The organism is Amycolatopsis orientalis DSM 40040 = KCTC 9412, assembly GCF_000478275.1.
In the GTDB taxonomy this organism is placed as follows: Bacteria; Actinomycetota; Actinomycetes; order Mycobacteriales; family Pseudonocardiaceae; genus Amycolatopsis; species Amycolatopsis orientalis.
In genome coordinates this window covers 24,200-50,514 of record NZ_ASJB01000061.1, presented here as the reverse complement: position 1 = coordinate 50,514, position 26,315 = coordinate 24,200, and the positions used below count along the sequence as shown (strand labels likewise).

Genomic DNA, 26,315 nt, shown 5'->3' with positions numbered 1-26,315 from the left:
GACGCAGTGAAGGGGCCCTTCGCCGCGTCAGATGCGGCGAAGGGCCCCTTCAGCTCTTGTCTCAGGGCACGGGTCAGCGCTGGGTCCGCCCGAACCGCTCACCGACCTTGGCACGGGCGATCCCGGCGGCGCCCTGCACCATGGGGTGGTCGGCGATCTTGCGGTAGGTCCGCACGATCTGCTCGTACCGTCCCCGGCCGGCCTTCGCGCCCAGCACATAGCCCGCGGCCGCACCCAGCAGGAACATCTTCATCCGAGTCCACGCCTCCGTTCGATCTTGCTCCGGCTGTCATTGTCCCTCAAAACGCGAGCTTGACGAGGTGGGCGGGAAAAGTGGGGGTGGGTGTGCGGCCGTCCGGGGCCATGGGCTAAAGTTCTCTCATCGGTCGGAGCGATCCGGCCGGTGCGGAGCACAATCCCCTGTAGCTCAACTGGCAGAGCATTCGGCTGTTAACCGGAGGGTTCTTGGTTCGAGTCCAAGCGGGGGAGCACTGAGTTCCTTCACGAAGCCCAGGCCACTGGCCTGGGCTTCTTTGTGTCCGGGGTAAGCCGTGGTGTTCCTTCGCCCGGTGTTGGTGACCAGTGACAAATCGCCGTATCCCGGCAGGCCGTGATTCGTGAGGTGTGACGACGACACGGCCCTTCCCGTGACGCCAGGATATTTCCTGGTTGCGGACAGGTTCGCCGCACATTCCGAAGACAAAAGGATGGCGTCATGTGGTCTGCGAAGGGTGAAGGCACGGACAGGAAAAGGAGCCGGACGGCCAAGCTGTTCCGGCAGCTCGCGATCCTGCTGGGGGCGCTGCTCGCGATGGCCGGGCTCTCGGCGGGTCCGGCATCGGCGTCGACCGGGCAGGGGGCCGCGACGTACTCGATCTCCCAAGCCCCGAACGGTGACCGCGGTGCCGCGGGCGTGGCCGCCACCACCTGCACCGTGGGCCTGAGCGCCCCGGTCCGGGCGGGTGCCGCCGAGGTGGCCGTCGACTATTCGGTCAGGTGTGACCAGGAGGTCCTGGGGATCGCGGGGTTCATCGCGATCTTCCGCGGGAATGAGGCCGTGCCGCTGGGCGGCACCGTCGACCAGTTCAACTTCGGGCTGCTCGGCGGCGGGGAGCAGATCAAGCGGCCGTGCGCCGCCGGTGTCCTCTACGGCAAGATGCGCGTGGTCGTCAACTTCAAGACCGGCGAGCCGAAGACCATCGACAGGACGTTCTTCGGCCCGGCCGCCAACATCGCCTGCTGAGCGCTTCAGTCCGGTCAGCGAAGGCCTCCTTGAGGGACTCTGGGTCCCTCAAGGAGGCCTTCGCCGTATCCGGTCACGGACGGTGCCGGAGTCCGACGGTTCGTGACCTGCGGAGGAGGTCGGCGCGGTAAAGTTTCCGGGTTCACGGAAGATCCGCTGGTCGACGTCGGGGAACCGATACGCGGCCGGATGCGTCGGTGTACACGAACGGCGTCGTCGCGTTTCGGGAAACGCGCGCACGGTCGAGTGGAAGCTCATAGGCTGTGCGTAGAGCAGCGTGGGTCACGCAAGGACGGGCGCAGCCGCCGAGACTGGAGGGAACCACTCATGACTCGCCGATTCGACCCCGAGCAGATCGCCTCGCTGGCCAAGAAGGTCGGCGGGCTCAAGCACGGCTTCGGCAAGACGGGCACGGACTTGGGCGAGGGCGATCCCGGCGGCGCGTTCGGCGAGCTGAGCAACGCGGCCAGCGCGGGCAAGACGGTGAAGGGGTTCTACGGCAACGTGAACGCCGAGCTGAGTGCCGCCGCGAAGCTCGTCGACGCCGCGTCCCAGGCGCTGGCGCACGCTGCGGAGCGCATGCGGAACGACGAGGCCGAGGGCGTGCACGTCCTCGGCGGCGGCAACCGCGAGCGGGATTGATCGGACGAGGACGGGACCAGGGGATTTACCGATGACCACCGCGGAACGGAATCTGGGTGCGCTTGACGACCCGTCGCACGACCGTCCGAAATCGCTGGACGCGATCGACAAACACGCGCGACAGGCGGAGAAACTCAACGCGAGAGCGGTCAACGACCAGGCCGCGAAGGTCGGCGGAGCCGCCACCAGCGCCAATGATCTCGGAGACGATCTCAAAGTCTTCCGCGACGACGTGCTGCGGGAATGGGACGGCAAGGACGCCGACGCCGTCGCCGACCATCTCGAAAAGCTGTGCAAGGCCAGTTACAAGGTCAGCGACAAGGCCGAGGCCGCCAAGAACATCCTCCAGCGCGTGTCCGAGATCCTCGAGGACGTCAAGAAGAAGGTCGCGCAGCTCGCCCAGGAAGCCAATGACAAGGACGCGGACAATCGCGCGCTGATCGGCGCGGCCCGGCAGCGGAAGAACAGTTCCGAGGACGAGAACGAGATCGCCGCGGCCGCGTCGGACATCGAACGGCTCCGGCGGCTCAACGAGAAGGACTCCAACGGGAAGAAAGAGGAGATCGAGCGGGCGCTGGACGACGCCGAGAAACAGATCGACGATCTCCTCAAACCGCTCGGTATGGAGATCGAGGGCGGTTTCCTGGAGCTGATACCCGCCGACACCGGTGAAAGCACGACGGCGAGTTCCGCCAAGCCCATCAATTCCAACGTCGGGCACGCGCCCTACGTCGGTGGCGGGGACGGCGGCGGAGGCGGCCACAGCGGCGGCGGTGGTGGCGGGGTCGCCGGGGTGCCCGGCGACGGCAGGCCGGCCAAGCCGATCGACGCCCGCGGTGACAACCCGGCCAAGATCGCCGAACAGTTCCTCGGCCGCAACGCCGGTGACCTCAAGCGCAGCGGCGAGCTGCCCGCGATGCAGTCCTGGGTGCCCAACAACGTCAACTGCGCGAACTTCGTTTCCGGCTGCCTGGAGGCGGCGGGCCTGATCGACAAGGGGCAGGCCAGCGCCTCCGTCGCGGGCCTGACGGCCAACCTCGAAGCGGACGGCTGGCGGTCGATCCCGCTCTCCGAGGCGAAGCCCGGCGACGTGGTGATCTCGAACGGCGGCGGGCACGTCGTGCTGTACGCGGGTGACGGCCAGTTCATCGGGTCGAACAACATCAACCCCGACGGTTCGCAGAAGATCAGTATGGGTGGCGGCAGCGGCCTCGTGAAGGTGCTCACCCCGCCGGGCTGAGGACGGCGGTTCGTGCCGACTTGAAGTACGTGAAGGCCCCTTTCACTGCGCTAGACGCAGTGAAAGGGGCCTTCACGTACTTGCCTGAGGAGCCTGAGCGGGAGGGTCAGAATCCGAACAGCGCGGGCGGTGCGTCGTGCTCGTCCGGCCAGGTCAGCCACGCCACGTCGGTGGGGCCGATGGAGTGGTTGGCCAAGCGCCAGGACCGCACGTCGTTGTCCGCACCCGCTTCATCGGTCTTCTTGAGCAGGGCGACGTAGACGTCGGACATGACGCCGTCGGCCCGGCGAGCCTCGTAGCCGGTGCCGGCGTAGTACGGGCGACCGTAGCTGTCGGTCCCGCGCATCTGTCCCTGCACGAACGCCCACGGACCGATGCGGTCGAGGTGCTCCACCTCCAGCCGGACCCGATCGCCGAAGGCCGCACCGAGCCGTGCCGTGGCGGCCTGGAGCACCGCTTCCCGGACCGAGTGGTCGGAGATCGGCGACGCCGGGGCGGACCGTGCGGACGGGTTGTACATCGAGCTACCTCCCAAGAGCGGGCAGCGATCCGACCGACGGAGAAACGGCCGCATCAGCTGGCCCCGGTGATGCTACAGCTTCGGATGAGCCCCGTCCTGGCTTCGGGAAGGTGCGCCACGCGGGACCGGAAGAACACTCCCGTGCCGAGTTCTGCCGGTCCTTCCTCATGGCCGCGACGCACGCCTGCAGGTGGAATTGGGGCCAAGGACGCCAACTAGGCAGGGAGGTCGGCGTGGCAGGCCAACGCGGCACTCAGGTGGCTTCGCTGGCGGACAGGGCACCGTCGGCCGCCGGAAACGCTTTTCTGGCGACGCTGCACGCCGAGCACCGGGATCAGTTGCTGCGCTTCACCCGGCGGCTGCTCCCGGGTGATCCGCACCGGGCCGAGGACGTCGTGCAGGAGTGCCTGTTCCGGGCCTGGCGCAACAGCGAAACGCTGACCGAGAAGGGAATTCCGCCGCGGCCGTGGCTGTTCCGGGTCGCCCGCAACCTCATCGTCGACTGGGCCCGCCGCGACAACGCCCGCCCGGTGCTGTTCGGGGACGACGACTTCGATCTGCTGCCGGGTGAGACGGACTTCGCCGACGAGGTCGTCGAACGGTGCGTCGTCGAGCAGGGGCTGGCCCAGCTGACGCCGATCCAGCGGGAGGCGCTCGACCAGGTTTACCGGCTCGACCGCACCCGGCAGCGGGCCGCCGTGAGCATCGGCGTGCCGGTCGGGACGGTCAAGTCGCGGGTGCATCACGCGACGATCGCCATGACCGACGTGCTGGCCTGCCACGGGGTCACCGCGGCGGGCTGGTGACCGGCGGGCTCAAGCCGACTCGGGCACCGCGACCCCGAGTTCGGTGGCCAGCGCGTGCCCCAGCTTCCGGGCGAGCGGTGTCTCGTACCGGGCGCATTCGGCGAGGGCGTGGACCCGGTGCGCCTTGGCCTCGGCCGGTTTCCCCGCGGCCTCGGTCAGCGCCGCCAGCTCGACCATGATCTCGATCTTGGTCTCGGACCAGCGCGCTTCGGCCAGGGCGGACAGGAGTTGTTCCTCGGCTTCGTCCAGCCGGTCCGCCTTGACCAGGATCCGGCCGCGCAGGTGCTGCGCCTTCGCCACCGCGAACGTCGCGCCGTGCTTGCGGAACAGCGATTCGGCCTCGTTCAGCAGCTCCAGCGCGGTCGTGACCTCGCCGGTCGCCGCCAGGCTGTCGGCGAGCCGGGTCAGCACCATCGACAGCAGTTCGTCGTTGCCGGGCCCGCCGCCCCAGCCCCGGTAGTAGGCTTCGCTCCGCCGTTGCACGGCCACGGCCCCGTCGAAGTCGCCCAGGGTGTGCAGCATGCTGCCCAGCAAGGACAGCGCGAGATGGCGGCCGTTCTGATAGTCCGCCTGCTCGAACAGCTCCACCGACCGCCTGCTCAGCACCGCGGCTTCCCGTGGGTCGCCGAGCCGCCGGGAGATGGCTGATCCGTAGTACCAGGCCCATGCCTGCGCCACGAGGTCGCCCGCCTCCGTCGCGGCCGCCACCGCGCGCCGGTGCGCTTCGAGCCCGGCGTGCGGATCCCCGCAGAGCGCGTAATGCGCCCACGACACGTAGTTCAGCTGTTCCCCGGCCGACCGGACGTCGCCCAGCGCCTCGGCCGCCGCCGCGCCCGCGCCGAACACCTCACGCCAGAGCGGGCCGGTGCCGCGCAGGTCGGAGTACCAGTGCATGGCCGTGGCCAGTTCGAGTACCTGTTCGTGCGCGCCGAGCGCGGCGGCCGACCGCAGCGCCCCGCGCCAATGATGCTGCTCCCGCGACAGCCACAGCGCCGCGGATTCCCGGTCGTGCACCGGATCGGGTCCCTCGACCGCGATCGTCACCTCGGCCCGGTCGTGATCGAAGAACTGCGCCGCCTTCGTCGCCACGGTGAGCAGCCAGTTCCGGACCCGGTCGCCCGCCGCCTCGATCTCTTCGGCCCGCTCGGTGGTCGTGAGTCGTTCCTTGGCGAAAACGCGCAGCAGGTCGAGCGTGGTGTACCGCCCCGGTGTGCCGCCGCAGCCCAGCAGGCTGGCGTCGGCCAGTTTTTCCAGCGACGCCTCGACTTCGTCCTCCGGCCTGCCGGCCGCGACCGCGGCGAGTTCGACGGAGACGTCCGGGCCGTCGAGCAGGGCCAGCCGCCGGAACACCCGCGCCGTTTCGGGCGCCAGGTGCTGGTAGGAGAGCGCGAAGGCGGTACGGATCTGCAGGTCGCCCGCGGTGAGCACGGACAGCCGCCGCCGCTCGTTCTCGAGCTGGTCGGCGAGGTGTGCGATCGTCCACTGTGGACGGCTGGCCAGCCGGTTCCCGGCGATGAGCAGGGCGAGCGGTACGCCGCCGCAGAGCTGCGCCACCCGGCGCGCCGCGTCCGGTTCCGCCTGCGGCCGCCGTTTCCCGGCGATGACGCCGAGCAGGTCCACCGCCTCGTCGCCGGACAGGACGTCAAGGGCGAGCCGGTGCCTCGCGTTCAGCCCCGCCAGGGTGCTCCGGCTGGTCACCAGCACCATCGAGCCGGGGCTGGTGGTGAGCAGCGGGCGCACCTGGGCCTCGTTGGCGGCGTTGTCGAGGATCAGCAGCACTTCACGGTCGTGGACGAGCGAGTGGTAGAGCGCTAGCCGGTCTTCGGGATCGGTGGGGAACTGACGTTCGTCGAGCCCGAAGCCGCGCAGCAGCCGGTGCACGGCCCTGTCCGGGCTGAGCGGCTCGGGATCCATCCCGCGCAGGTCGAGGAACAGGCAGCCCTGGGCGAACCGGTGGGCGTGCCGGTGCCCGGCGTCCACGGCCAGCGCGGTCTTGCCCGCCCCCGGCAGGCCGTGCACCACCGCGACCTGAAGCCGGGACGACGAGGCGGAGGACTCGGCGACCTCGTCGAGGAGGCGTTGTTCCGCCTTCCGGCCGGTGAGTTCGGTGAGGTGGGGCGGCAGACCGGTGACGAGGACCGGCCGGGGCGTCTCGGCGGGGACGGCTTCTTCTTCCTTGGCGGCGACCGGCCGTCGTCCGGAGCGGGCGAGGTCGGTGAAGTCGCCTGCCTCCTTGCCGGTCAGGCCCAGCCCCTCGGTCAGCAGCTCCGCGGTGCGCCGCTGCGGGGTCCGTACCCGGCCGCGTTCCATGTCGCTGATGCTGCGGACGCTGATCCCGGTCCGTTCGGCCAGTTCCTCCTGCGTCATCGGGATGCGCAGCCGGTAGAAGCGGAGGAAGTCCCCGAACGCGGTCTTGTCCACGATGCGCAATCCTGCCATGGCGAGGGTGAACTCCCGATGGCGGAACGTCACCGACTCGCTTGCGCGCAAACGAAACCGCCCCGACGCGGAGGAATCGGTCAGGGCGGTTTCCGGTCGGTTTCAGGTCGGCGGTCAGGGAAGATCGGCTGGTGAGAGCAGCCGCAGATCCGCGACCGTCGGTGCCCCCGCGGTACTGAGCCGCCCCGCCTGACGGGTCATCATGTTCTCCATCACTTGGCGGGCGTAGCGGGCGTTGCCGAAGGTTTCGTCACGCTCGACGGCGGCGAAGTGGCGGCGCAGCGCGATGACCGTCTCCGGCGCGCATTCGTAGCCGTTCGACGTGGCCATCCGGTGCACGATGGTGACGAGGTCGTCGGTGGAGTAGTTCTCGAACTCGATGTGCCGGGAGAACCGCGAGGCGAGACCGGCGTTGGAGGCGAGGAACGCCCGCATCTCAGCGGAGTAGCCGGCGACGATCACCACCGTGTCGTCGCGGTGGTCCTCCATCAGCTTGACCAGGGTGTCGACGGCTTCCTGGCCGAAATCACCGCCCGTGGCCCCGGCCGGGGTCAGCGCGTACGCCTCGTCGATGAACAGCACGCCACCGCGCGCGGACTCGAACGCCTCCCTGGTCAGATGCGCGGTGTGCCCCACGTAGCGGCCGACGAGGTCGGCGCGCGCGACCTCGACCAGATGTCCCTTGCGCAGCACGCCCAGCGCGGCGAGCAGTTCGCCGTAGAGCCGCGCCACCGTGGTCTTGCCGGTACCGGGCGCACCGGCGAAGACCAGATGGTTGCTGATCGCCGGGACCGGGAGCCCGGCCTTCCGCCGCTGCCGGGCGGTGGAGATCAGGTTCACCAGATCGTTGATCGCGTCCTTCACCCCGGCGAGGCCGATCATCGAGTCCAGATTGGTCCGCAACGCGGCCAGGGTGTCCTCGTCGCCCTCCCGTGCCGCGCTCCCGGCGTCACCGGGGACGTCGGCGGCGAGCAGGAGCGACAGGCTCTGGTCGTCGGCGTCCCCGTCGCTCGCCAGCCGGAACGCCTGCCGGTCCACCATCTCCTCGAACACCTTGCGCGCGGTCCGCCCGTTGCCGAAGTCGTCGCCGCGTTCCATCTGTCCGAAGTGGACGGACAGCGCGTTCCGGGTGTCTTCGGGCACCTGGTACTGATGGGCGGCACACATGCGCTCGACGATGGTCACCAGTTCGTCGGTGGAGTAGTTCTCGAACTCGATGGTCCGGGTGAACCGGGACGCCAGGCCGGGGTTGGACTGCAGGAACGTGGACATCTCCTGCGAGTAGCCCGCGGCGACCACCACGAGCTCGTCACGATGGTCTTCCATCAGCTTGACCAGGGTGTCGACGGCCTCGCGGCCGAAATCCGGTCCGCTGCCCTTGCTCTGCGCGCTCAGGGTGTACGCCTCGTCGATGAACAGCACGCCGCCGAGTGCCTTGGTGAACGTCTCGGTGGTCTTGATCGCCGTGCCGCCGACGATCTGGGCGACCAGATCGGCCCTGGCCACCTCGACGAGATGACCTTCGCGCAGCACACCCAGTTCGGCGAGGATGCTGCCGTAGAGCCGGGCGACGGTCGTCTTGCCGGTTCCGGGCGGTCCGGCGAAGATCAGATGCCTGCTGGTCGGCGGCGCGATCAGGCCGGCCTGCTCCCGCCGCCGGGCCATCTTGTTCAGGTTCACCAGGGTCTTCACCTGATGTTTGACGCCGCTGAGGCCGACCAGCTCCTCGAGTTTGGCGAGCGGTCCGCCGTCGTCTTCGGCCTGCTGGGCCGGTTCGCCCGGTTCGGCGACCACGCCCAGTTCGGCGGTGGTGGCCGTCGTACCGTCGGTGTCGGCGGCGCCGTTGGCCTTGCTGGTCAGGTTCTCCACCGACAGCCGGCCGCCGGGCACGGTGGCCCGGAGACCGCTCCCGGTGTTGTCGGAGACGGTGCAGTCCACCAGGGTCACCGCCTCGGCCGACTCGATCCGCACGCCGTCGCGGCGGTTGCCGCTCACGTCGTCGGCCGTCAGCTTGGCCCGCGCACCGGCCTCGACGAGGATGCCGTGGCCGCGGGAACGCCGGACCGTGGACCGGGAGAGCATCAGCTCCCCGCCGTCCTGCACGAGTACGCCGTCCTCCCCGGCGTCGCCGATTTCGCAGTCCCGCAGGGAACCGACGCCGCCGGGTCCGATCAGGACCCCGGCCCGGCCCGGCTGGAACACCCGAAGCGTGCTGACGTAAGGACTTCCGCCTTCGGAGACGCTGAGCCCGGCCTTTCCGGCGTCCCGCACCTCACAGTCTTCGACCCGGCCGCGGCCGTTGCCGGTGACCTCGATGCCGTTGCCCCGGCAGCCGTTGAGCGTCATCCGGCGGAGCAGCGGGTTGGCGGCCGCCCGCACCAGCACCCCGTGACCCATGACGTCCCGGATCTCCAGCCGGTCGAACTCGGCCGTCGCGCCGTCGGTGACCACGAGTCCTTCCGACGCGCCCCCGCGGACCGTCGTCCGGCTGAAGGTCGGGCCGCTCGCCTCGTCGACGTGGATGCCCGCGCCGGTCGCGTCGGAGACCTCGCAGTCCTCGAACGTGCCGCGGGATCGTCCGGTGACGCGGACGCCGGCGCCACCGGACTTGGCCGTGCGGCAGCGGCGCAGCACCGGGTCGGCGCCGTCGGCCACGGTGATCCCGTCGCCGGTGGTGTTGGTGGTCCGGCACTCTTCGAGCACGGGCGAGGAATGGGTGCTGATGAAGACGCCGCTCGCCGTGTCGCGCACGGTGGTGTCGATGACCTTCGTCGCGCTGTCCTCTTCGAGCGCGATCCCCGGCCGCCCGGTCGAGGAGATGTCGCAATGCTGGATGGTGCCCTGTGCCTGACCGTTCGCGCAGACGCCGTTTCCCTTGGCGTGCCGCAGGGTGCAGTCGCGGACCATCGGGTTGCCGCGTTCGGCGATCACCACGGCGGAGGTCCCCACGTGTTCGACGACGCAGTCCTCGATCGTGCTGGGGGCGGGGGAGGTGACCACGATCCCAGCGCCGCCGGGGTTGGTCACCCGGCAGCCGCGCATCGCCAGCGAACCCGAATTGCGGGCGAGCACGGCGGTCCAGGCGGCACCGATGATCTCGCAGTCCTCGACCGCGGCCTGTCCGCGTGCGACGTCGACCGCGGGCAGGGCCTCGTGCTGCCCGCGCAGGACCAGGCCGGTGAGCTTGACCGCCTCGGCGGCGAGCTGGACCGCGCTTCCCTGCCGTGCCACGACTTCCACGGTCCCGCGGGCCTCGCTGGCCGCGATGGTGACCACCTTGGTCACCACCAGCGATTCGTCGTAGCGGCCGGGAAGCACGGAGATCACCGTGCCGTTGCGCGCGTCCTCCAACGCGGCCGAAATGGTGCGATACCCCTGATCGCGGTCCACCGTGAGCACGTGCCGTGACACGAGCGCTCCCCTCGTCGTTCTGCGGGCGGTGCCCGTTGGCTCCACTCCGGACAACGCGGCAGGGGTCCGATCGGGTTCACCCGTCCGGCGAACCTGCCGGTACTTCTTCCTGGGCGGGTCCGGTGGCGCGTGCTGGACTGGGACGATGAGGCGACATCTGACGGTCGCGTGCGCGACGCTCACCTTGCTGGCGAACGGCGGCCTCGCGGCGGCGCAGGACACTGAGCTCCCTCAGATCCCGCAGGCGCTGAAGGCCGGTCAGGCGTGCACCGCGTCTTCGGGCAAGCAAGCACCCGCGGTGCCCTGGCAGTTGCCCTATCTCGGCGCGGACCGCCTGTGGGCCCTGGCGACCGGGGAGGGCGTGACCGTCGCGGTGGTGGACACCGGGGTCGACGGGTCGGTCCTCCCGGTGCGGCCGGTCGGCGACGGCGGAACGGACTGCGTCGGGCACGGCACCGTCGTCGCGAGCCTGATCGCGGCGCCTCCTTCGGGCACCGCCAAGGTTTCCGGGCTGGCACCCGGGGCTCGCGTGCTCGCGGTGCGCGGTACGGACCGCTCCGGCACGGCGACCGCGGCGAGTATCGCGGGCGGACTCGACGGCGCGGTCGCGGCCGGGGCGCGGATCATCTGCGTCGCGGCGGCCGTCACCGAGGCGGACCCCGCGCTGCGGCAGGCCGTCGACCGGGCCGTCGCGGCGGGTGCGCTGATCGTGGCGGCCGCGGGCCGGGACCTGACCACGGCGCGCGACGTCCCGCCGGGCCCGTACTACCCGGCGGCGTTCCCCGGCGTGCTCGCGGTGACCGCCATCGGACCGGACGGCAAGGCCGCCGCCGCGCCCGGAATCCTTGCCGCGCCGGGAAATCTCGTCGTGGGCAAGGGCCCCGGCGGGGGCGCGGCCGTCGGCGCCGGACCCGCGTTCGCCGCCGCGCACGTGGCGGCCGCGGCGGCGCTGATCCGGTCGTACCGGCCCGAGACGACGGCGGCCGACCTCGCCCGGCGGTTGCGGGACACCGCGTACGCGCAGGGCGGCGTCACCGTGCTCGACCCGCTCGCCGCCATGACGTCGGTCGCGACGGCGGACGGTGCCGCGGCGGTGCGCCGCGAACCCCTGATGGTGACGCCCGCGCCGGACCTCGCCCCCGCCCGGCAGGGCGCCTGGGCGGTGGTGGCCGGAGTCGCCGCCGCCGTCGCTTTGCTGGGCGCTGCCGCCGTCGTCGTCCCGCGGGGCAGGCGTCGGCGGTGGCGGGCGGGCGGCGAGTGAGCGCTGCGGACCGCGGGTGCCCGGCTGGGTCGTGAGTGGTAAGTGTCGTTCTAACGACACTTACCACTCACGACCACCCCGGCCCATCGGCTACGTGCGGACGCGTCCCAAAGGGTCCCTTTGCGACGGTGAAGGTCTCAAAGGGGCCCTTTGGGACACCTCGCGCCTCGCACCTCGCGCCTCGCGCCTCGCGCCTCGCGCCTCGCACTGACCGCACCGCAAGCGGTTCGGGCCGGTGGTGAGTGAGCGCTGCGGGACCGCAGGTGGTCCGGGTGGTCGTGAGTGGTAAGTGCCGTTAGAACGACACTTACCACTCACGACCTGGGCGGCCGGGCGAGCCGCCGGAAGCCCTGGGGACGCGGCCGGGGGTGTTCCGCGACCCCAGGGCGGGTCACTTCGCGACGAGCGCCGCTTCGTGCGCCGAGAGCGCCGTCTGCACGACGGTCGTCCCGCGCCGTGTCGCGTACTGCGCCCGTCCCGGGGTCAGGACGCGCGGCCGCACCTCGCCGAACACGATGCCTTCCGACAGCGGGCACGAGAGCAGCATCATCGGGGTGTTGACCTCGACGAGCCGCCGCAGCAACGGATCGTTGGCACCGCGCCCGATCCCGTTGGCGCCGCGGGCGACGACGAGGTGCAGGCCCAGCGCGTTGCCCTGCGCCAGCGGGTCGAACAGTTGCTGGAAGAGGGCGTTCGACGACGACGCCACCATGTCGTAGTCGTCGATCACCACGAACACCTGCGGTCCGGTCCACCAGTCGCGCAACCGCAGGCGCGCCGGCGTGATGTCGGGGCCCGGGATCCGGGTCTGGACCGCCCTCGCGACGCCGTCGATCATGTCGTGCACCGTGTCCCCGGACACCGCGTAGCCCAGCTGATAGTCCTTGGGGACGGCGTCGTACAGGCCGCGGCGGTAGTCGACCGTGATGATCCGCGCCTCCTGCGGGGAGTAGCGCCGGGTGATGCCGTCGATCACCAGCCGCAGCAGGTTCGTCTTCCCGGATTCCACGTCGCCGACGACCATCAGGTGCGGGTGGTCCTCGAAGTCGTGCCACAACGGCTCGAGACGCTGATCGTCCAGGCCCAGCGCGAGCCGCATGTCCGCGTCCGGCGGCGGCAGCTCGGCCCGGTCCAGTACCACCGGCAGCATCCGGACCCCGGGAGCGGACGGGCCGGGCCACGCCGAGGCGATCCGGTCCACCAGCGCCTCGACGTGTTCGGCGACGTCGCGGTCCACGCCGTCGATGGACGGCAGCGCGGTGAGGAAGTGCAGTTCCTTGTCGGTGAGGCCGCGGCCCGGGATCTTCGGCACGGTCGCCGCCGCGCGCATGTTGATCACCGAATCGACCGGGTCGCCGAGCCGGAGTTCGAGTTGCGTGCCGACGAGGTCGCGGACGGCGCTGACGATCTCGCTCCACCGGCTCGACGCCATCATCAGGTGGATGCCGTAGTTGAGGCCGCGTGAGGCCAGTTCGACGAACGTCGGCAGCAGGTCCATGAAATCCTGCCGGATCGTGGACCAGCCGTCCACCACGAGGAAGACGTCACCGTGGCGCTGGTCGGCGAACTCCCCCGCCGCCCGCTTGCGCCGGTAGGTGGCCATGGAGTCGATGTCGTTGTCGGTGAAGAACCGTTCCCGGCGGGTCAGCAGCGCGGTGATCTCGCCGATGGTGCGGTGGATGCGTTCGACGTCCAGCCTGCCGGTCACCCCGCCGACATGCGGCAGTTTCCGCAGGCTGGTCAGCGTTCCGCCGCCGAAGTCGAGGCAGTAGAACTGGACTTCGGCCGGGGTGTGGGTCAGCGCCAGCGCGGTGACCAGGGTGCGCAGCGCCGTGCTCTTGCCGCTCTGCGGCCCGCCGACGATCGCGACGTGGCCGTCGCTGCCCGCGAGGTCGACGAGCAGTGGATCCCTGGTCTGCTCGAAGGGGCGGTCGATCAGTCCGATGGGGACGGTCAGCGCGCCGCGGCCCGGCCACGCCAGGGCGGTGAGCCCGTGTTCACGGGTTTCCACCAGCGGCGGCAGCAGTTCGTCGAGGGAACTGGGCGCGTCCAGCGGCGGGAGCCAGACCTGGTGTGCGGGCGGACCGGCGTCCCGGAGCCGGTCCACGGCCAGCTCCAGCAGGCTCGGCACCGAACCTTCGGGTTCGGCTTCGGCCACCGGGACCGGCTCGGGTTCGGGCGCCGGTTCGGTGCGGGCGGCGAACTTCGAGGTGAACGGCACGATCTGCTGGGCAACCACCGCCTGTTCGACATTCCGCCGCACCACGCGGTGCGGCCCGGAGACGTAGGCCGCCTTGAACCGGTCCAGCGCCGCGGTACCGCTCTTGAGGAAGCCGTTCCCCGGATCCGACGGCAGCTGATAGGCGTCCGGTACCCCGAGTACGCCACGGCTTTCCATCGCCGAGAAGGTGCGCAGGCCGATCCGGTACGACAGATGCGATTCCAGCTGGTGGATCCGGCTTTCGTCGAGCCGCTGCGAGGCGAGCAGCAGATGGACGCCGAGTGAACGGCCGAGCCTGCCGATCATGATGAACAGGTCCATGAAGTCGCGGTGCGCCGACAACAGCTCGCTGAATTCGTCCACCACCAGGAAAAGGGTGGGCAGCGGAGCGAGCGGGGTCCCGTTCGCCCGCGCACGCTCGTAGTCCAGCGCGGAGCTGTAGTTACCCGCCTTGCGCAGAAGTTCCTGGCGCCGCACCAGTTCCCCGTTGAGCGCCTCGCGCATCCGGCCGACCAGCGCGGCCTCGTCGGCGAGGTTCGTGATCACCGCGGACGTGTGCGGCAGCCCGTCCAGTCCGAGGAAGGTCGCGCCACCTTTGAAGTCCACCAGGACGAAGTTCAGGATCTCCGACGAATGCGTGAGGGCGAGCGCCAGCACGAGGGTGCGCAGCAGTTCCGACTTCCCGGAGCCGGTCGCGCCGATCAGCATGCCGTGCGGGCCCATGCCCGACTGGGCGGATTCCTTGATGTCGAGATCGACCGGGGCGCCGGTCGGGCCGACGCCGAGCGGCACCCGGAGCCTGCCGCCCGCGCGTTTCGCCGCCCAGCCCGCCGCGACGTCGTAGGTCTGGATGTCGGTGATGCCCAGCATGGCGGTCAGGTCGAAGTCGGCGGCCATCGGCTCGGCCGACTTCCGCCGCGCGCCGACCCGGTAGGGCGCCAGCCGCATCGCCAGCGCGGACGCGGTGTTGAGACCGATCCCGTCCGGACGGCCGAGGTCGCCCGCGACCTCCTTGTTGTGCTGGTCGACCGTGATCAGCTTCAGCTTCCCGTCTTCGAGCCGGAGCCGCAGGGTCAGCGGATCGTCCTGAACGGACAGTGCCGACGAGAGGTCGACGACCGTCGTGTTGCGGTAGCCGTCACCGGAGAGCCGCGACGTGGGCGGCACGGTGACACCGTCCACGAACAACATCACACACGGTTCGTGGCTGTCGGGCAGGGCGTCCGGGTCGAAGCCGGGCCTGGTGGCGAATTCGTCGCCCAGCGCGGTTTCCAGCTCGGCGATGGACTCCACCACCAGCCGGGCTTCCCCGGCGCCGTCGGTTTCGCTGGGATGGAGGTTGTGCGGCAGCCATTTCGCCCATTCCCAGTCGCCCCGCCGTTCCGGGGCGGTGAGGACGACGATCCGCAGTTCCGCGGGGGAGTGGAAGACCGCGAGATGCGCCATCATCGACCGGGCGAGTGCCCGGATCCGCTCGTCCTCGTCACCGGCGGCCTGCACCAGGATCCGGGCGAACGACGGCAGGAACACCGCCACCGGCTGATCGGTCACGGTGCCGTAGGCGTGGATGAACCGGCGGAGCGCGTGCGCGGACAGCGGCTCCAGATCGTCGACGGGCTTGGTGGACAACGGGTTCAGCCGCCACGCGAGCCGCTGGGGACCGCGCGCGACCCGAATCTCCCCGAAGTCGTCGTCGGCGGCGTCCCGTTCCCACATCCGGGTCGTGCCGGGCAACGACCACAGCGAGGTCGGGTCGGGATGCCGCCAGGCCAGCGCTTCCCGTTGGCGGGTCACCACTTCCCGGACCTTGCGCCGCGACTGCGCCAGATAGCGGAGGTAGTCGCGCCGGGCGTCGTTGAGTTTCTGTTTGCGCTCGCCCGCGCTGCGGCCGAGCTGGCCGACCAGCATGGCCATCGACGACACCGTCATCAGCCCGGCGGCCAGATAGCTGAACGCGCCGTTCTCGCCGGGACGGACGAACAACAGCACCGTCGCCGTCGACGACAGCGCCATCGGCAGGTACATCATGACCGCGCCGGCGCTGCGCTGGACTTCGGGCAGCGTGGGCGGTTCCTGGATACTCAGCTCGCCCTCGGGCATTTCCGGTCCTGGCCGTCGCGGCCCCTTGCGGAATGTGATTACACTCAAGCCCGGATTCCTTCCCTCTCGGACGCGCTGTGGTGGCAGCTCCACAAGAGGTGACGAAATCCGACCACGCGACGGTTCACTTCCGGATCCGTGCGCTGGTCGCCGAATCGAAGGCGTGTGCCATGGCGACCACTTCAGGGCTGTGCAAGCTCCGTGTCCGTGCCCCCGCGACCAGTTTCGCGCTGGCCGTGCCGGTGGACATCCCGTTGATCGACCTGATGCCGACGATCCTGGGCCACGCCGGCCAGGACCTGGCGGAGGAGGGGGTGGACCACGACGGCTGGATCCTCCAGCGGCTCGGTGATCCGCCGCTGGACCAGGAGTCCACGGTCGACGTCCTCGACCTGCGCGACGGCGAGACCCTGTACCTGCGACCGCGCCGCGAACAGCTGCCCGCGGTGCATTTCGACGACATCATCGACGGACTGTCCACAGAGGCCCGTGCCCGGCCGGACTCGTGGACCCCGGGGGCGACCCGGTGGACGATGCTCGGCTGCGTGCTGGCCGTCGTCCTGCTCGGCTTCGGGCTGCTGGTGACGGCGCCCGCCACCGCGCCGACGCTGATCTCCGCCGGGGTCGCGGCGTTCTTCCTGCTGGTGTGCTCCGCCACCGCGGCCCGCGCACTGGGCGACGGCCCCGCCGCGCTGTCGCTGGCCCTGGCCGCGATCCCGTTCGTCGGGCTGGCGGGGTCGCTGATCCCCGACGGACCGGACGGGCCGGTACTGACCGGGGCGCGGCTGCTGGCCGCCTGCGTCGCGGGCGCCGGGGGTGCCGCGCTCGGGATGGCCGCGGTGGCCGGGTTCGCGCCGGTGTTCATCTCGGTCGCGACGTTCGGGCTGCTGTGCGCCACCGGCGGGCTGGTGCTGATGCTCGGCGGGGAGTCCGCGCCCGCCTCGGCGACGCTCATCGCGGTGATCGCCGTGCTGCTCGGCGCCTTCGTGCCGAGGATCGCCTTCCGGTTGTCCGGGCTGCGGCTTCCCGGCCTGCCCACCAGCGCGCAGGAACTGCAGGAGGAACTCGATCCGCATCCCGGCGGCGAGGTCGTCGGCAAGGGCCGGGTCGCGGACGCCTTCGTGACCGCGCTGTTCGCCGCGATCGGCCTGTCGTGCCTCGTCGCGCTCGAGTTCGTGGTCCGGGACCGCTCCTGGCAGGCCGTCACGTTCGCCGCCGTGCTGAGCACGCTGCTGCTGGTGCACGGCCGCGCGCTGGGCAGCGTGTGGCAGCGGCTCTCGGTGATCGTGCCGGGGGTGTACGGCGTGCTGCGGCTGCTGCTGGCTTCGCAGCAGGATTCGGCGACGCCGCTGCCGATGGTGGCGGGAGCGTTCGTGCTGGCCGCGGCGGTGCTGGTGGCGCGCTGGACGGTACCCGGCCGCCGGCTGCTGCCGCAGTGGGGCAGGCTCGCGGATCTCGCCGAGACCCTCGCCGCGGTGTCGTTGCTGCCGCTCGCGTTGTGGCTGATCGGCGTGTTCGCCTTCGTGCGCGGGCTCGGAGGCTGAGCGATGAACTCCAAGACCGATCAGGTCCAGGCACACCGGTTCATGCTGGGCCGGCTGACCTCGGCGTTGCTGAGGGTGGACCCCGACGCGCCGGAAAGCCCGTTGCACCGGACCTACCGCGGCAGCGTCATCGGCGTGCTGGTCGCCGTCCTGGCGTGCCTCGGCCTGCTGGTGTTCGGGCTCGTCTCCCCGGGCGGGAACAAGTCGTGGCGGGTGGAGGGCGCGCTGGTCGTGGCCGACTCCTCGGGCGCGCGGTTCCTCTACGCGGGCGGGAAACTGTTGCCGGTACTGAACTTCGCCTCGGCCAAACTGGTCGCCGGGAACCAGCTCGCGGTGAAACACGTCTCCGAGGCCTCGCTGAAGGACGTGCCGCGCGGCGAACCGCTGGGGATCATCGGCGCGCCCGACTCGCTCCCCGCGCTGGCCGCCGACCCGTGGGAGGTGTGCACCGCGGTGGATCGCGATCAGGCCGGGCCGACCGCCCTACGGGTCGGCGGCGCGACCGCGAACCCCCTGGAGGACGGCGCAGCGGTCGTCGCGGTCACCCCGGACGGAGCGACCTTCCTGCTCTGGAAGGGGAAACGGCATCGGGTGGCGACCGACCGGGGCGCGCTCGACGCGGTCGACGGCGTGCTCCAGCCCGCCAAGGTGCCGTCGGCGTTGCTGGACGCGCTCCCCGCCGGGCCCGACTTCGGGCCGCCCGCGATCGACGGCCTCGGCACCACCGCCGACCTAGGCGGGACGGAATCGCGGATCGGCAGGTTGTACACCGTTTCGGGCGAACCCGAGCAGCGCTACGTGCTCACGAAGGCGGGTCTGACGCCACTGTCCGAAGTGGACAGCAGACTGCTGGCCGCCGATCCCGAGGTCCGAAGGGCGGCATACGGCGGCGGGGACGTCACGGTGGCTCAGCTGCCGGGACGAGTGGTCAGCGAGCACCTCGCCTCGGTCGAGCAGCCGCCGCCGGTGAAACCGCCGAAGGCGGCCACACTCCACAGTGGACAGGGCCTGTGCGCCCTCGTCACCCCGGACGGCGACGCGCCCCGCACCCAGGTCGCGGTGACCGAGCGGTTCGTCCAGGCCGGGCAGGTGCCGGCGAGCAGGCCGGGCGTCGCGGCACCCTGTGCCCGGGTCGACCGGATCGCGGTGCTGCCGGGTACGGGGGCCCTGGTCCGGGCTTCGGCCGCGTCGGGGCGGGCGGGCGACGCCCTCTTCCTGGTGACCGAGACCGGGGTGAAATACCCGGTTCCTCCCGCGGGGGCGAAAGCACTCGGGTTCGACCCGGCCGCGTCGAACGGGTTGCCCACGACCCTGCTGAACCTGATGCCCACCGGGGCCCCGCTGGATCCGGCGACCCTGCGCGACGGGGGAGCGGTGCTCCCCGCGGCCGACGGCTGCGGGCACTGACCGGAGGAATCACCACCGCCGACTTCTGCCGGTGGTTCCTCATGGTCCCTCGCGCCCGGACTTGGTGTCCTTGCGGTGGACCGTCATGGCGGATGGTGAAGTCCGCGACACCGCGAGGAAGGACGAGCGAGGAATGAGCACGAATTTCCAGAAGACCGACACCGGGATGAAAGGTGGCCTCGCGGCCATCGAAGAGTGCGAGTCGGCGTGCAAGACCATCCACTCCGGCGTGACCGCGGTCCGCAGCGACCTGCGGGCGGACTGGCAGGGCGCGGCCTCGCAGACCTTCCTCAACCAGCTGGAGCTGTGGGAGGCGGACTACCTGCAGGTGCTCAAGATGCTCACGGAGATCAAGGAACTGGTCAACGAGAGCGACAAGACCATGAACGTCACCGAAGACGACATCAACCTGACCGCGGTGACGGCGTTCGGCGGCAACGAAGGCAACCGCATCTTCAAAGAGCTGGCCTGAGCATTCCCTTCCCGATCCCGAGAGGACACGAGCATGAGCACTCCCTATGACGGTTTCGCGGTCAGCGGCAACGTCCCGCACCTCGCCGAGCGGATGGTCGCGCTGAGCAAGCAGATCGACGCCGCGCTGGTCGACCTGGAGCAGTCCATCAAGCCGATGACCGACAGCTGGATCGGTCAGGGCGCCACGGCCTACACGGATCTGCAGCGCCGCTGGCACGCCACGACACAGGCCATGGAAGGCCGGTTCGCCAAGGGCCACCAGACGCTCGCCCTGTCCTTCGACAACTACCAGCGCACCGACCGGAACATCGGGGCGAAGTTCCAGATCTGATTCCGGGCCGCTCGCGGAGAAGGGAGCAGGGACGTGGCGGACAAGCCGGACAGCGGCGACATCAAGATCACGGTCAGTTTTCTCAGGGATTTCCAGACCACCGTGCTGCAGAAGATGGTCACCGAGCTGGAGGGGAACAAGGACGTCTCGGAACTCGAACTGACCGCGAACAACCCCACCGGGAAACGGCGGCTGCTGGCGGGCTCGGAGACGTGGGAGCCCGCCAAGCTGCTGATGGAGAGGTACGAGGGGAAGGGCACCGGTACGGCGCCCTCGTTGTGGACGCAGGTCGACGTGATCAAGAAGCGGCTCATCGAGCTGAACACCAGCATCACGGAGGTCGTGCGGATCGCGTTGAGCGGCGAGGACGAGAACATCAAGCTGTCCACCGAGCTCAACATGAGCCAGATCGGCGAGATCCTCGCGATCAAACCCCCGTCGTCCACCGGCACGGGGCCCTGATCCGCGATGACCTCCCCGCCGGAAGGGCCCATCGGCAAGAACAGTTCGCTGACGCCGTGGGAAGACGCCCTCAACATCTTCGACTGCACCAGGGATTCGTCGAGTTCCCAGAAGGTGCCCAGCAGGCAGACCATCCTGGATGTCGTATGGCTCAAATGGGACGTGTGGGCTTCCACGCACGGTTCGAAAGACCCCAAGGGCTGGGATTACGTCGCCCGCAGTTCGACGTTGTGGATGCAGTACTGGGGCGTCGCGAGCGCCAATTACGAGGCGTTCGATCCCGTGATGAAGGCGTTCTACGGCAACATGGACGAGACGCTCGCGTCGCTGAAAGGTGACCCCAACTACAACCCCCTCGGCCAGCCTTGGACGTTCGGGCGGGCCTTCGGCGCGCTGAACGGGACCAAGACCCTGCTCGACAAGCAGGCCGCGGAGCTGAAGGTCTGGCGGGACAAGGTCGGCAAGAAGGGTGACGACTTCCAGGGCACGGGCGCCGGGGCCTTCCGGGACTATCTGGACGATCTCGCGTTCCGGTGCACCGACCTCGTCACGCAGCTGGGCACGCGGTCCGCCGGGTTGAACAGCGCGCGGACCCTGGACAAGGACGATCCGGCGACCAAGGAGATCAACGAAGCCGAGTCCGGTCTCCGATGGGCCTTCAACAAGCTTCAAGAGGGCTACGACAACTGGATGCACGGGACGAATCCCGGCTACAAGACCGCGCTTTTCGGCACCGTGAACGTGCCGAACAATCAGCTGGCCTGGCCGGGTGGCGCGCTGAACGCGATCTGGAATTCGTCGGGACTCAAAGCCGATCTGGAGTCGCACAAGAGCACCGCGTCGGAATGGAGCGGTGGCGAGCATTACCCGAAAAGCGCGCTGATGGGCGCGGACGCCCGGAGCCCCGCCTTCTGGAACGGGATCATGACCGCGGCGCGGGATCTGTGGACCGACCACCTCGAGGCCACCCTCGATGTCGCGGCCACGGCCGTCCTGACGCAGCTCCCCAAGAGTTATGACGCCGCCAGGGCGCTCTTGCCGACGATCAGGGAGCCGCGCCGGCTCAACCTCCACAAGGCGCCTCCGCCCCCGCCTCCGGGCTCGCAGGGGCCACCCCCGCCCCCGCCTCCTCCGCCGGGACCGCAGAAGGGCGGACCCAAACCGCCGCCCGGTTCCGGCAAACCACCACCGAAGATCCCGGATAGCAAGGACACCAAGGACACCAAGGACACCAAGGACAAGAAGGGGGCCGGTGGCGGGCCACCTCCGCCGCCGCCACCGCCGGGACCGCCGAAGAACGGGAGCAAACCGCCGCCCGCTCCGCCGAAGCCGGACGACCGGCTGAAGGTGCCGACCGGTTCGACCATCGGCCCGGACGGCGTGGTGCTGGGACCGGACAAGAAGCCCTTGCTGGACCCGCTCGGACGGCAGATCATCGTGCCGCCCGGATCGCGGATCGGTCCCGACGGGAACATCATCGGGCCGAAGGGCGACAAGCTCGCCGAGAAGGACCGGCTGGCCCGGCCGGAGCCGGTCAAGAAGGACGAGTCGCGGCAGACGGAGCTGGACAGGTACCTGAAGTCCTTGCGCGGGGACAACGCCCCGTCGATGCCGACCCTGCTCGCCGGGTCGCACGCGCCGTCGGTCTCGCTGTCGTCCGGCGGCACGGCGAATCTCCACAATGGACTGTCGTCCGGGAAGCCTGCGGTGGGGTCGATCGGCGCGCCGGTGCCCGCGGGTTCGGTGACCGGGCACGAACCGCCCGCGCCGCCGGGGAAACCGGTGACGACCGAGGGCGGTCCCTCGCTGATCAAGGAGCGGCAGGGGAACGGGACCCAGCAGAACGGGATGGGCGGTGTCCCGTTCTATCCGCCGACCGCGGGCGGCCAGGGCGTCGGTGCGGGCGGAGACCAGAACAAGGGTGAACGCGACCGGACCACCTGGCTGACCGAGGACGAGGAGACCTGGGGCACCGACCCGAAGCTCCCGCCTTCGGTACTGGGCGCCCGCAGGCGCGGCGGCCGGGTCGCGGGACGAGGGGCCGGCGGCCCCCGCAACTACGGACAGGGAGGAAACGATGGCCGACTGGCTGGAGGAACAACTGCACCAGGCCATGGTCACGCTGAGGGATCAGCATGACCGGATCGAGTCGGCGAAGGCCGATCTCGCCTCGCGGAGGTCCTCGGCGACCTCGGCGGACCGCCTGGTCACGGTGACCATGGATTCGCGCAATTCCGTGGTGGGCATCAAGTTCAACACCACCAAGTACCGCACCATGCCGCCCGAGCAACTCGCGCGGACGCTCCTGGAAGTACTCGAACGTGCCCGGCTGGACATGGCGGACACCGTGGTCGAGGTCTTCGGCCCGCTCATGGACCAGCGCGACGACCTCCGGGCGGCGATGACGGGCAACACCGAGGTCGACAAGGTGTTCTCGGCACTGTGGAAAGAGGCGCCCGCGGACGCCTTCGGCCGGGGAAGGGACTGATCCTCCGTGGCGCTGGGCGGACCGGACCCGACGACCTGGGTGTGGGAAGAGGCTCTGAACATCTTCACGCTCGATCCCGGCTTCCCGATGGTGCCGTCGCGGACGACCGTCACCGGCGTGCCCTGGTTGACGTGGCGCGTCTACACCCATCTTCGTGGTCCCAGCAACAAGGTCCCGTCGAACATGATCCACGCGGAAGGCATGACGTTCTTCACGTCCTGGTACGCCGTCGCCGACGTGAGCAAGGAGCTGGAGGGCGCTTCGGCGACCTACTTCACCAATGGCGACAAGGTCGTCGACTCCCTGCGGGAGGACACGAACGACGTCGCCAAGCAGTCCACCTTCGAACTGGCGTCGACCACCTTGGGCGGGGTGGCGAACTGGCTGACCGCGCAGGTCTCCCCGCTGGAGACCTGGCGGAACAAGACCGGCCACCGCGGCGACGCCTTCCAGGGCACCGGCGCGGGGGCGTTCTGGAACGTGCTGGACGAACTCGCCCACAAATGCCAGGACCTCGTCGCCCAGCTGACCAAGGACCTCACGACCTGGGAGATGCTCCACCTGGCGGGCGGTCTGCTGAAACGCGCGGGTGAGGTCCTCGACGAGGGACGCGCGCGGTGGCGGGGCGGCGAAAGCTTCACCTACGACACCGGGCTCGGGTTCTCGGTCACCGCGCCGGGATCGGAGCTGGCCAGCCCGGGCGGCGTGGTGCGCGCGATCTGGCAGGCGCCGGAGCTGGTCGCGGATTTCGCGAGTCACTTCCCGCCCAAGTACACCAGGGAAGAGGACGGCTGGCCGAAGAGCACCTATCTCGGCGGGGTGCTGGACCAGAGCAACGGTGCCCCGCGCCAGAAACTGGAATCCGCCGCGCAGAAGGTCTGGACGGATCACCTGGGGGTCGTGGACACCCACGGGGCCAGTGTCGCCTGGTTGCTCGACCTGACCTACCGGCAGGCTCTCCCGTATCTGCCGACGATCCGGACCCCGGTTCATCTCGGCCTGTCCGGTGGCTCGAACGCCCCCGAGGACGGCGGGGCCGGTCCCGGAGGCGACGGCGGGGGCGACGGATCGACCGGGGACAACGGACCGAGCACCACGACCACGAATTCGCCGCCGCCACCCCCGCCGCCGGTCACGAACATCGGCGGCGACGGCGCGCACGGCGGGGCGTTCCCCCCGCCGATCACGCGGGTCGGCGGTCCGAACGACTTCCTGAAGGTGCCCACCGGTTCCCACGTCAGCCCGGACGGCACCGTGATCGGCCCCGACGGCAAACCCGTGCTGGGCGCCGACGGCAGGCCGATCATCGTGCCGCCGGGGTCCCGGGTGAACGGGAACGGGGAGATCATCGGGCCGAGGAACACCGGCAACCTGGAGCAGAAGGACAGGCTGCGCAAGGCTTATCCGCCACCGGGTACCAGCACCTCCGGCACCGCGGGGGAGTCGGCCATGGAGCGGTATCTCAAGTCGTTGCGGCGGACCCCGCCACCGTCGCCGCCGCTGCGTGCCCCCGACACGTTGCCCATGACCATGTCGAAATTCGATCCGCGGGCGAACTTCCACAGTGGACCGGGTTCACTCGGCGGCGGCCGGATCGGGGTGTCGTCGGAGCTGTCGTCGTCGCTTTCCCCGGCACCGGGCGGGAAGACGGCCGGTGTCACCGCCGCCACGGGCCCGCCGCTCGGCGGTCCCAAGACGACGGCGGGGACCGGCACCGGGAACGGGGTGCCGTTCTATCCGCCCTCGGCGGGTGGTGCCGGGGCCGGGGCCGGACAGGGTAAGGGCGAACGTGACCGGACGACCTGGATCGCCGAAGACGAGGAAACCTGGGGCACCGACCCGACGGTCGCGCCCGGCGTACTCGGCAGGCGTAAGCGCCGGGCGCGTGGCCCCGGCAGCACCGAACTGAGTGTGAACACCCAGCGCGACTACACCTTCGGGCTCGGCGACGGCGGTTCCGCCGCCGGACAGGGCACCGGCAGCGGGACGGGATGAGGAACGGGCGATGAACGATTTCCGGGCGGACCCCAAGGCCATGAAGACACTTTCCGAGGCGTATCAGGGCATCGCGGCCAAGATGCGCAAGATCAGCGAACTCGGCGTGGACCGCAGGGACCTGATCTTCGAAGCGAGCGGCGACGACGAGATGGGCAAGGAGATCAAGTCCAATCTCGGCGACCCGGTGACGAAGATCGAGGGCGCCTTCGTCGCGATCGGCGATGTCGTCGAGAACCAGACCATCGTCACCAAGGGGATGGCGGCGAAACTCGCCATCACGGAGAACGACAACATCGCGAACATCCACAAAGGACTCAAGCGCTAGTGATCTCCCGGCGGTCCCGTGCGTGCCGCCGGTCAACCTGAGCCAGCAAAGGAAGCGGGAGCACCATGCCCTCGGACGCAGAGCAGTCCACCGGCGTCGCGGTCGCCACGGCGGAAACGGCGGCGCCCGCCGCCCCGGAAGCGAAGGCGGACAACGAAACCAGCACGCCGACTTCGGAAAGCACGACGGTCGCGGCCGGCGCCGTGCCGCCGGTCGTGGACGCGGACACCGGCGCCGCGTCGCCGCCGCCGGGCCGGATGTCCAAACCGGTGATCGTGGCGGCGGCGGTCGCCGGGGTGGCCCTGGTCGCCCTCCCGATGGCGCTGACCGGCCTGCTCGGCGGCGACCAGCCCGGTGAAGGGCCCAACGCGGCGGGCTACGCGAAGGATCTTCCGCAGGACGGCGGTTTCGTGCCGGGGCTGGCCGCTCCGCCCGCCGACATCGGCGGCCCCGCCCCGGGCCAGCCGGGGAACCAGCTGCCGGCGCAGGCGGCCGACGGTGTCCCGGCCGGTCTGCCGGGCGCGGTGGCGGATCCGGGAACCGCCGGACTTCCCGGCGGGCCTCCGCCCGCCGTGGGCGGTGGCCCGGCGCCGGGACCGCAGCAGCACCAGGCCCCGCCACCCCCGGCGCAGCCGCAGGGGCCGCCCGTACCGGCGGCCAAGGCGGTCACCTACGACGGCATGGCGGGACGGGGCTGCGGTGGCGGTACCGGATTCACCGGCGTCGGCGCCTACAGCGACGGCAAAGCGGGCTGGGTGAATCACGGGAACGGCGGCTGCGGCACGTCGTTCGTCTCGATCCCGATGTCCGGCGACGCGAACAAGGACGACTCCAGCGCGTACGGGCTGTGGACGTTCAACACCGGTCCGGTGACCACCGGTTCGTGCGCCGTCTCGGTGTTCGTCCCGACCGGGGATCTGACCGCGGTGGGTGGCAGCCCGTCGGTGTACCGGGTGTTCGACCGGTTCGCGGTGGACAAGGGCACGCCGGTCGGGTCGTTCCAGATCGACCAGGTCGGGAACCGCGGCCGGTGGGTCAGCGTCGGCACTTTCCGCATCAACGGCGCGAAACTGGCCGTCCAGCTGCTGACGCGGGGCCGAGACTGGTCGGGCTCGACCAAGACCTACGCGCACCACGCCGCCGCGATGATCAAAGCCAAATGCACTTAGCCGACTAATTGCGGGGTGGGCGGTGGGCCGGGATGGTCGTGAGTGGTAAGTGCCGTTCTAACGACACTTACCACTCACGACCCCCTGTACCGGCCACTCACCGCACGTCTCCCTTCTGCGCATTCAGCCGACTAAACGTGTGCCCCCTCGTTACCGACGGGAACGCGTTTAGTCGGCTAAATGCGGGAGGGGGGAAGGGGGTGAACCGTTCGGGGGGTGTGGCGCGTTGTCGGG

20 protein-coding genes and 1 tRNA gene are annotated in these 26,315 nt (G+C 70.2%); 16 read left to right on the top strand and 5 right to left on the bottom strand.

What is annotated here, in order from left to right; all coding sequences use genetic code 11:
* Positions 1–73: 73 nt before the first annotated feature.
* Complete coding sequence (locus L324_RS19810; protein WP_037310417.1) at positions 74–253, bottom strand: hypothetical protein; 180 nt, start codon at positions 251–253, stop codon at positions 74–76.
* Between the two features lie 163 nt (positions 254–416).
* On the opposite strand from L324_RS19810, the gene L324_RS19805 reads away from it, so the two are divergent.
* From L324_RS19805 to L324_RS19790, 4 genes are all read left to right on the top strand, one after another.
* A tRNA-Asn gene (locus L324_RS19805) sits at positions 417–489 on the top strand.
* A gap of 226 nt (positions 490–715) precedes the next feature.
* The gene (locus tag L324_RS19800) at positions 716–1,243 is read left to right on the top strand and encodes a hypothetical protein (RefSeq protein WP_037310414.1); all 528 of its coding nucleotides are present in this window, start codon (positions 716–718) and stop codon (positions 1,241–1,243) included.
* Positions 1,244–1,570: 327 nt separating this feature from the next.
* Positions 1,571–1,885: a hypothetical protein gene (locus tag L324_RS19795; RefSeq protein ID WP_037310411.1), complete on the top strand. Its 315-nt coding sequence runs from the start codon at positions 1,571–1,573 to the stop codon at positions 1,883–1,885.
* Between the two features lie 31 nt (positions 1,886–1,916).
* Entirely contained in the window at positions 1,917–3,125 is a 1,209-nt protein-coding gene (locus L324_RS19790; protein ID WP_037310408.1) for a C40 family peptidase, read from the top strand.
* A 106-nt stretch (positions 3,126–3,231) separates the two neighbouring features.
* On the opposite strand, the gene L324_RS19785 is transcribed toward L324_RS19790, so the two are convergent.
* Entirely contained in the window at positions 3,232–3,645 is a 414-nt protein-coding gene (locus tag L324_RS19785) for a hypothetical protein (RefSeq protein ID WP_037310405.1), read from the bottom strand.
* Between the two features lie 233 nt (positions 3,646–3,878).
* Between L324_RS19785 and L324_RS19780 the strand changes: the two genes are divergently transcribed.
* A complete protein-coding gene (locus L324_RS19780; RefSeq protein ID WP_235783586.1) occupies positions 3,879–4,451 on the top strand; it encodes a sigma-70 family RNA polymerase sigma factor in 573 nt (190 codons plus the stop codon).
* 9 nt (positions 4,452–4,460) lie between these two features.
* On the opposite strand, the gene L324_RS19775 is transcribed toward L324_RS19780, so the two are convergent.
* Together L324_RS19775 and L324_RS19770 are read right to left on the bottom strand one after the other, a co-directional pair.
* Positions 4,461–6,890: an ATP-binding protein gene (locus L324_RS19775; protein WP_235783585.1), complete on the bottom strand. Its 2,430-nt coding sequence runs from the start codon at positions 6,888–6,890 to the stop codon at positions 4,461–4,463.
* A 114-nt stretch (positions 6,891–7,004) separates the two neighbouring features.
* Positions 7,005–10,301 (bottom strand): right-handed parallel beta-helix repeat-containing protein, encoded by a 3,297-nt coding sequence (locus L324_RS19770; protein ID WP_037310400.1) that lies wholly within the window; start codon positions 10,299–10,301, stop codon positions 7,005–7,007.
* 145 nt (positions 10,302–10,446) lie between these two features.
* On the opposite strand from L324_RS19770, the gene L324_RS19765 reads away from it, so the two are divergent.
* Complete coding sequence (locus tag L324_RS19765; RefSeq protein WP_037310397.1) at positions 10,447–11,562, top strand: S8 family serine peptidase; 1,116 nt, start codon at positions 10,447–10,449, stop codon at positions 11,560–11,562.
* A gap of 391 nt (positions 11,563–11,953) precedes the next feature.
* On the opposite strand, the gene eccCa is transcribed toward L324_RS19765, so the two are convergent.
* On the bottom strand, positions 11,954–15,931 hold the full coding sequence (gene eccCa / locus L324_RS19760; RefSeq protein WP_235783584.1) for a type VII secretion protein EccCa: 3,978 nt from the start codon (positions 15,929–15,931) through the stop codon (positions 11,954–11,956).
* Between the two features lie 122 nt (positions 15,932–16,053).
* On the opposite strand from eccCa, the gene eccD reads away from it, so the two are divergent.
* The 10 genes from eccD (at position 16,054) to L324_RS40980 (ending at position 26,081) form a co-directional block, all read left to right on the top strand.
* Positions 16,054–17,427: a type VII secretion integral membrane protein EccD gene (gene eccD, locus L324_RS19755; RefSeq protein ID WP_037310797.1), complete on the top strand. Its 1,374-nt coding sequence runs from the start codon at positions 16,054–16,056 to the stop codon at positions 17,425–17,427.
* Positions 17,428–17,430: 3 nt separating this feature from the next.
* Positions 17,431–18,834 (top strand): type VII secretion protein EccB, encoded by a 1,404-nt coding sequence (gene eccB / locus L324_RS19750; protein WP_037310392.1) that lies wholly within the window; start codon positions 17,431–17,433, stop codon positions 18,832–18,834.
* Positions 18,835–18,967: 133 nt separating this feature from the next.
* Entirely contained in the window at positions 18,968–19,306 is a 339-nt protein-coding gene (locus L324_RS19745) for a WXG100 family type VII secretion target (RefSeq protein ID WP_037310389.1), read from the top strand.
* Positions 19,307–19,339: 33 nt separating this feature from the next.
* On the top strand, positions 19,340–19,639 hold the full coding sequence (locus L324_RS19740; RefSeq protein ID WP_037310386.1) for a WXG100 family type VII secretion target: 300 nt from the start codon (positions 19,340–19,342) through the stop codon (positions 19,637–19,639).
* A 33-nt stretch (positions 19,640–19,672) separates the two neighbouring features.
* Entirely contained in the window at positions 19,673–20,101 is a 429-nt protein-coding gene (locus L324_RS19735) for a hypothetical protein (RefSeq protein ID WP_037310383.1), read from the top strand.
* Between the two features lie 6 nt (positions 20,102–20,107).
* Positions 20,108–22,240: a hypothetical protein gene (locus L324_RS42835; protein ID WP_037310380.1), complete on the top strand. Its 2,133-nt coding sequence runs from the start codon at positions 20,108–20,110 to the stop codon at positions 22,238–22,240.
* Positions 22,179–22,589, top strand: a complete 411-nt coding sequence (locus tag L324_RS19725) for a YbaB/EbfC family nucleoid-associated protein (protein WP_235783583.1) — start codon at positions 22,179–22,181, stop codon at positions 22,587–22,589. The genes L324_RS42835 and L324_RS19725 overlap by 62 nt, the downstream gene beginning before the upstream one ends.
* A gap of 6 nt (positions 22,590–22,595) precedes the next feature.
* On the top strand, positions 22,596–24,584 hold the full coding sequence (locus tag L324_RS19720) for a hypothetical protein (protein WP_051173993.1): 1,989 nt from the start codon (positions 22,596–22,598) through the stop codon (positions 24,582–24,584).
* Positions 24,585–24,594: 10 nt separating this feature from the next.
* A complete protein-coding gene (locus L324_RS19715; protein ID WP_037310376.1) occupies positions 24,595–24,912 on the top strand; it encodes a hypothetical protein in 318 nt (105 codons plus the stop codon).
* 65 nt (positions 24,913–24,977) lie between these two features.
* Positions 24,978–26,081: a hypothetical protein gene (locus L324_RS40980; RefSeq protein ID WP_051173992.1), complete on the top strand. Its 1,104-nt coding sequence runs from the start codon at positions 24,978–24,980 to the stop codon at positions 26,079–26,081.
* Positions 26,082–26,315: the final 234 nt, after the last annotated feature.

What these genes read in the sequence shown, in the direction of transcription:
- L324_RS19765 (WP_037310397.1), top strand. Translation starts at nt 10,447, where the DNA reads ATGAGGCGACATCTGACGGTCGCGTGCGCGACGCTCACCTTGCTGGCG.
- L324_RS19725 (WP_235783583.1), top strand. Translation starts at nt 22,179, where the DNA reads ATGGCCGACTGGCTGGAGGAACAACTGCACCAGGCCATGGTCACGCTG.
- L324_RS42835 (WP_037310380.1), top strand. Translation starts at nt 20,108, where the DNA reads ATGACCTCCCCGCCGGAAGGGCCCATCGGCAAGAACAGTTCGCTGACG.
- L324_RS19740 (WP_037310386.1), top strand. Translation starts at nt 19,340, where the DNA reads ATGAGCACTCCCTATGACGGTTTCGCGGTCAGCGGCAACGTCCCGCAC.
- L324_RS19715 (WP_037310376.1), top strand. Translation starts at nt 24,595, where the DNA reads ATGAACGATTTCCGGGCGGACCCCAAGGCCATGAAGACACTTTCCGAG.
- L324_RS19810 (WP_037310417.1), bottom strand. Translation starts at nt 253, where the DNA reads ATGAAGATGTTCCTGCTGGGTGCGGCCGCGGGCTATGTGCTGGGCGCG.
- L324_RS19790 (WP_037310408.1), top strand. Translation starts at nt 1,917, where the DNA reads ATGACCACCGCGGAACGGAATCTGGGTGCGCTTGACGACCCGTCGCAC.
- L324_RS19785 (WP_037310405.1), bottom strand. Translation starts at nt 3,645, where the DNA reads ATGTACAACCCGTCCGCACGGTCCGCCCCGGCGTCGCCGATCTCCGAC.
- L324_RS40980 (WP_051173992.1), top strand. Translation starts at nt 24,978, where the DNA reads ATGCCCTCGGACGCAGAGCAGTCCACCGGCGTCGCGGTCGCCACGGCG.
- eccB (WP_037310392.1), top strand. Translation starts at nt 17,431, where the DNA reads ATGAACTCCAAGACCGATCAGGTCCAGGCACACCGGTTCATGCTGGGC.
- L324_RS19775 (WP_235783585.1), bottom strand. Translation starts at nt 6,890, where the DNA reads ATGGCAGGATTGCGCATCGTGGACAAGACCGCGTTCGGGGACTTCCTC.
- L324_RS19795 (WP_037310411.1), top strand. Translation starts at nt 1,571, where the DNA reads ATGACTCGCCGATTCGACCCCGAGCAGATCGCCTCGCTGGCCAAGAAG.
- L324_RS19745 (WP_037310389.1), top strand. Translation starts at nt 18,968, where the DNA reads ATGAGCACGAATTTCCAGAAGACCGACACCGGGATGAAAGGTGGCCTC.
- L324_RS19800 (WP_037310414.1), top strand. Translation starts at nt 716, where the DNA reads ATGTGGTCTGCGAAGGGTGAAGGCACGGACAGGAAAAGGAGCCGGACG.
- eccD (WP_037310797.1), top strand. Translation starts at nt 16,054, where the DNA reads ATGGCGACCACTTCAGGGCTGTGCAAGCTCCGTGTCCGTGCCCCCGCG.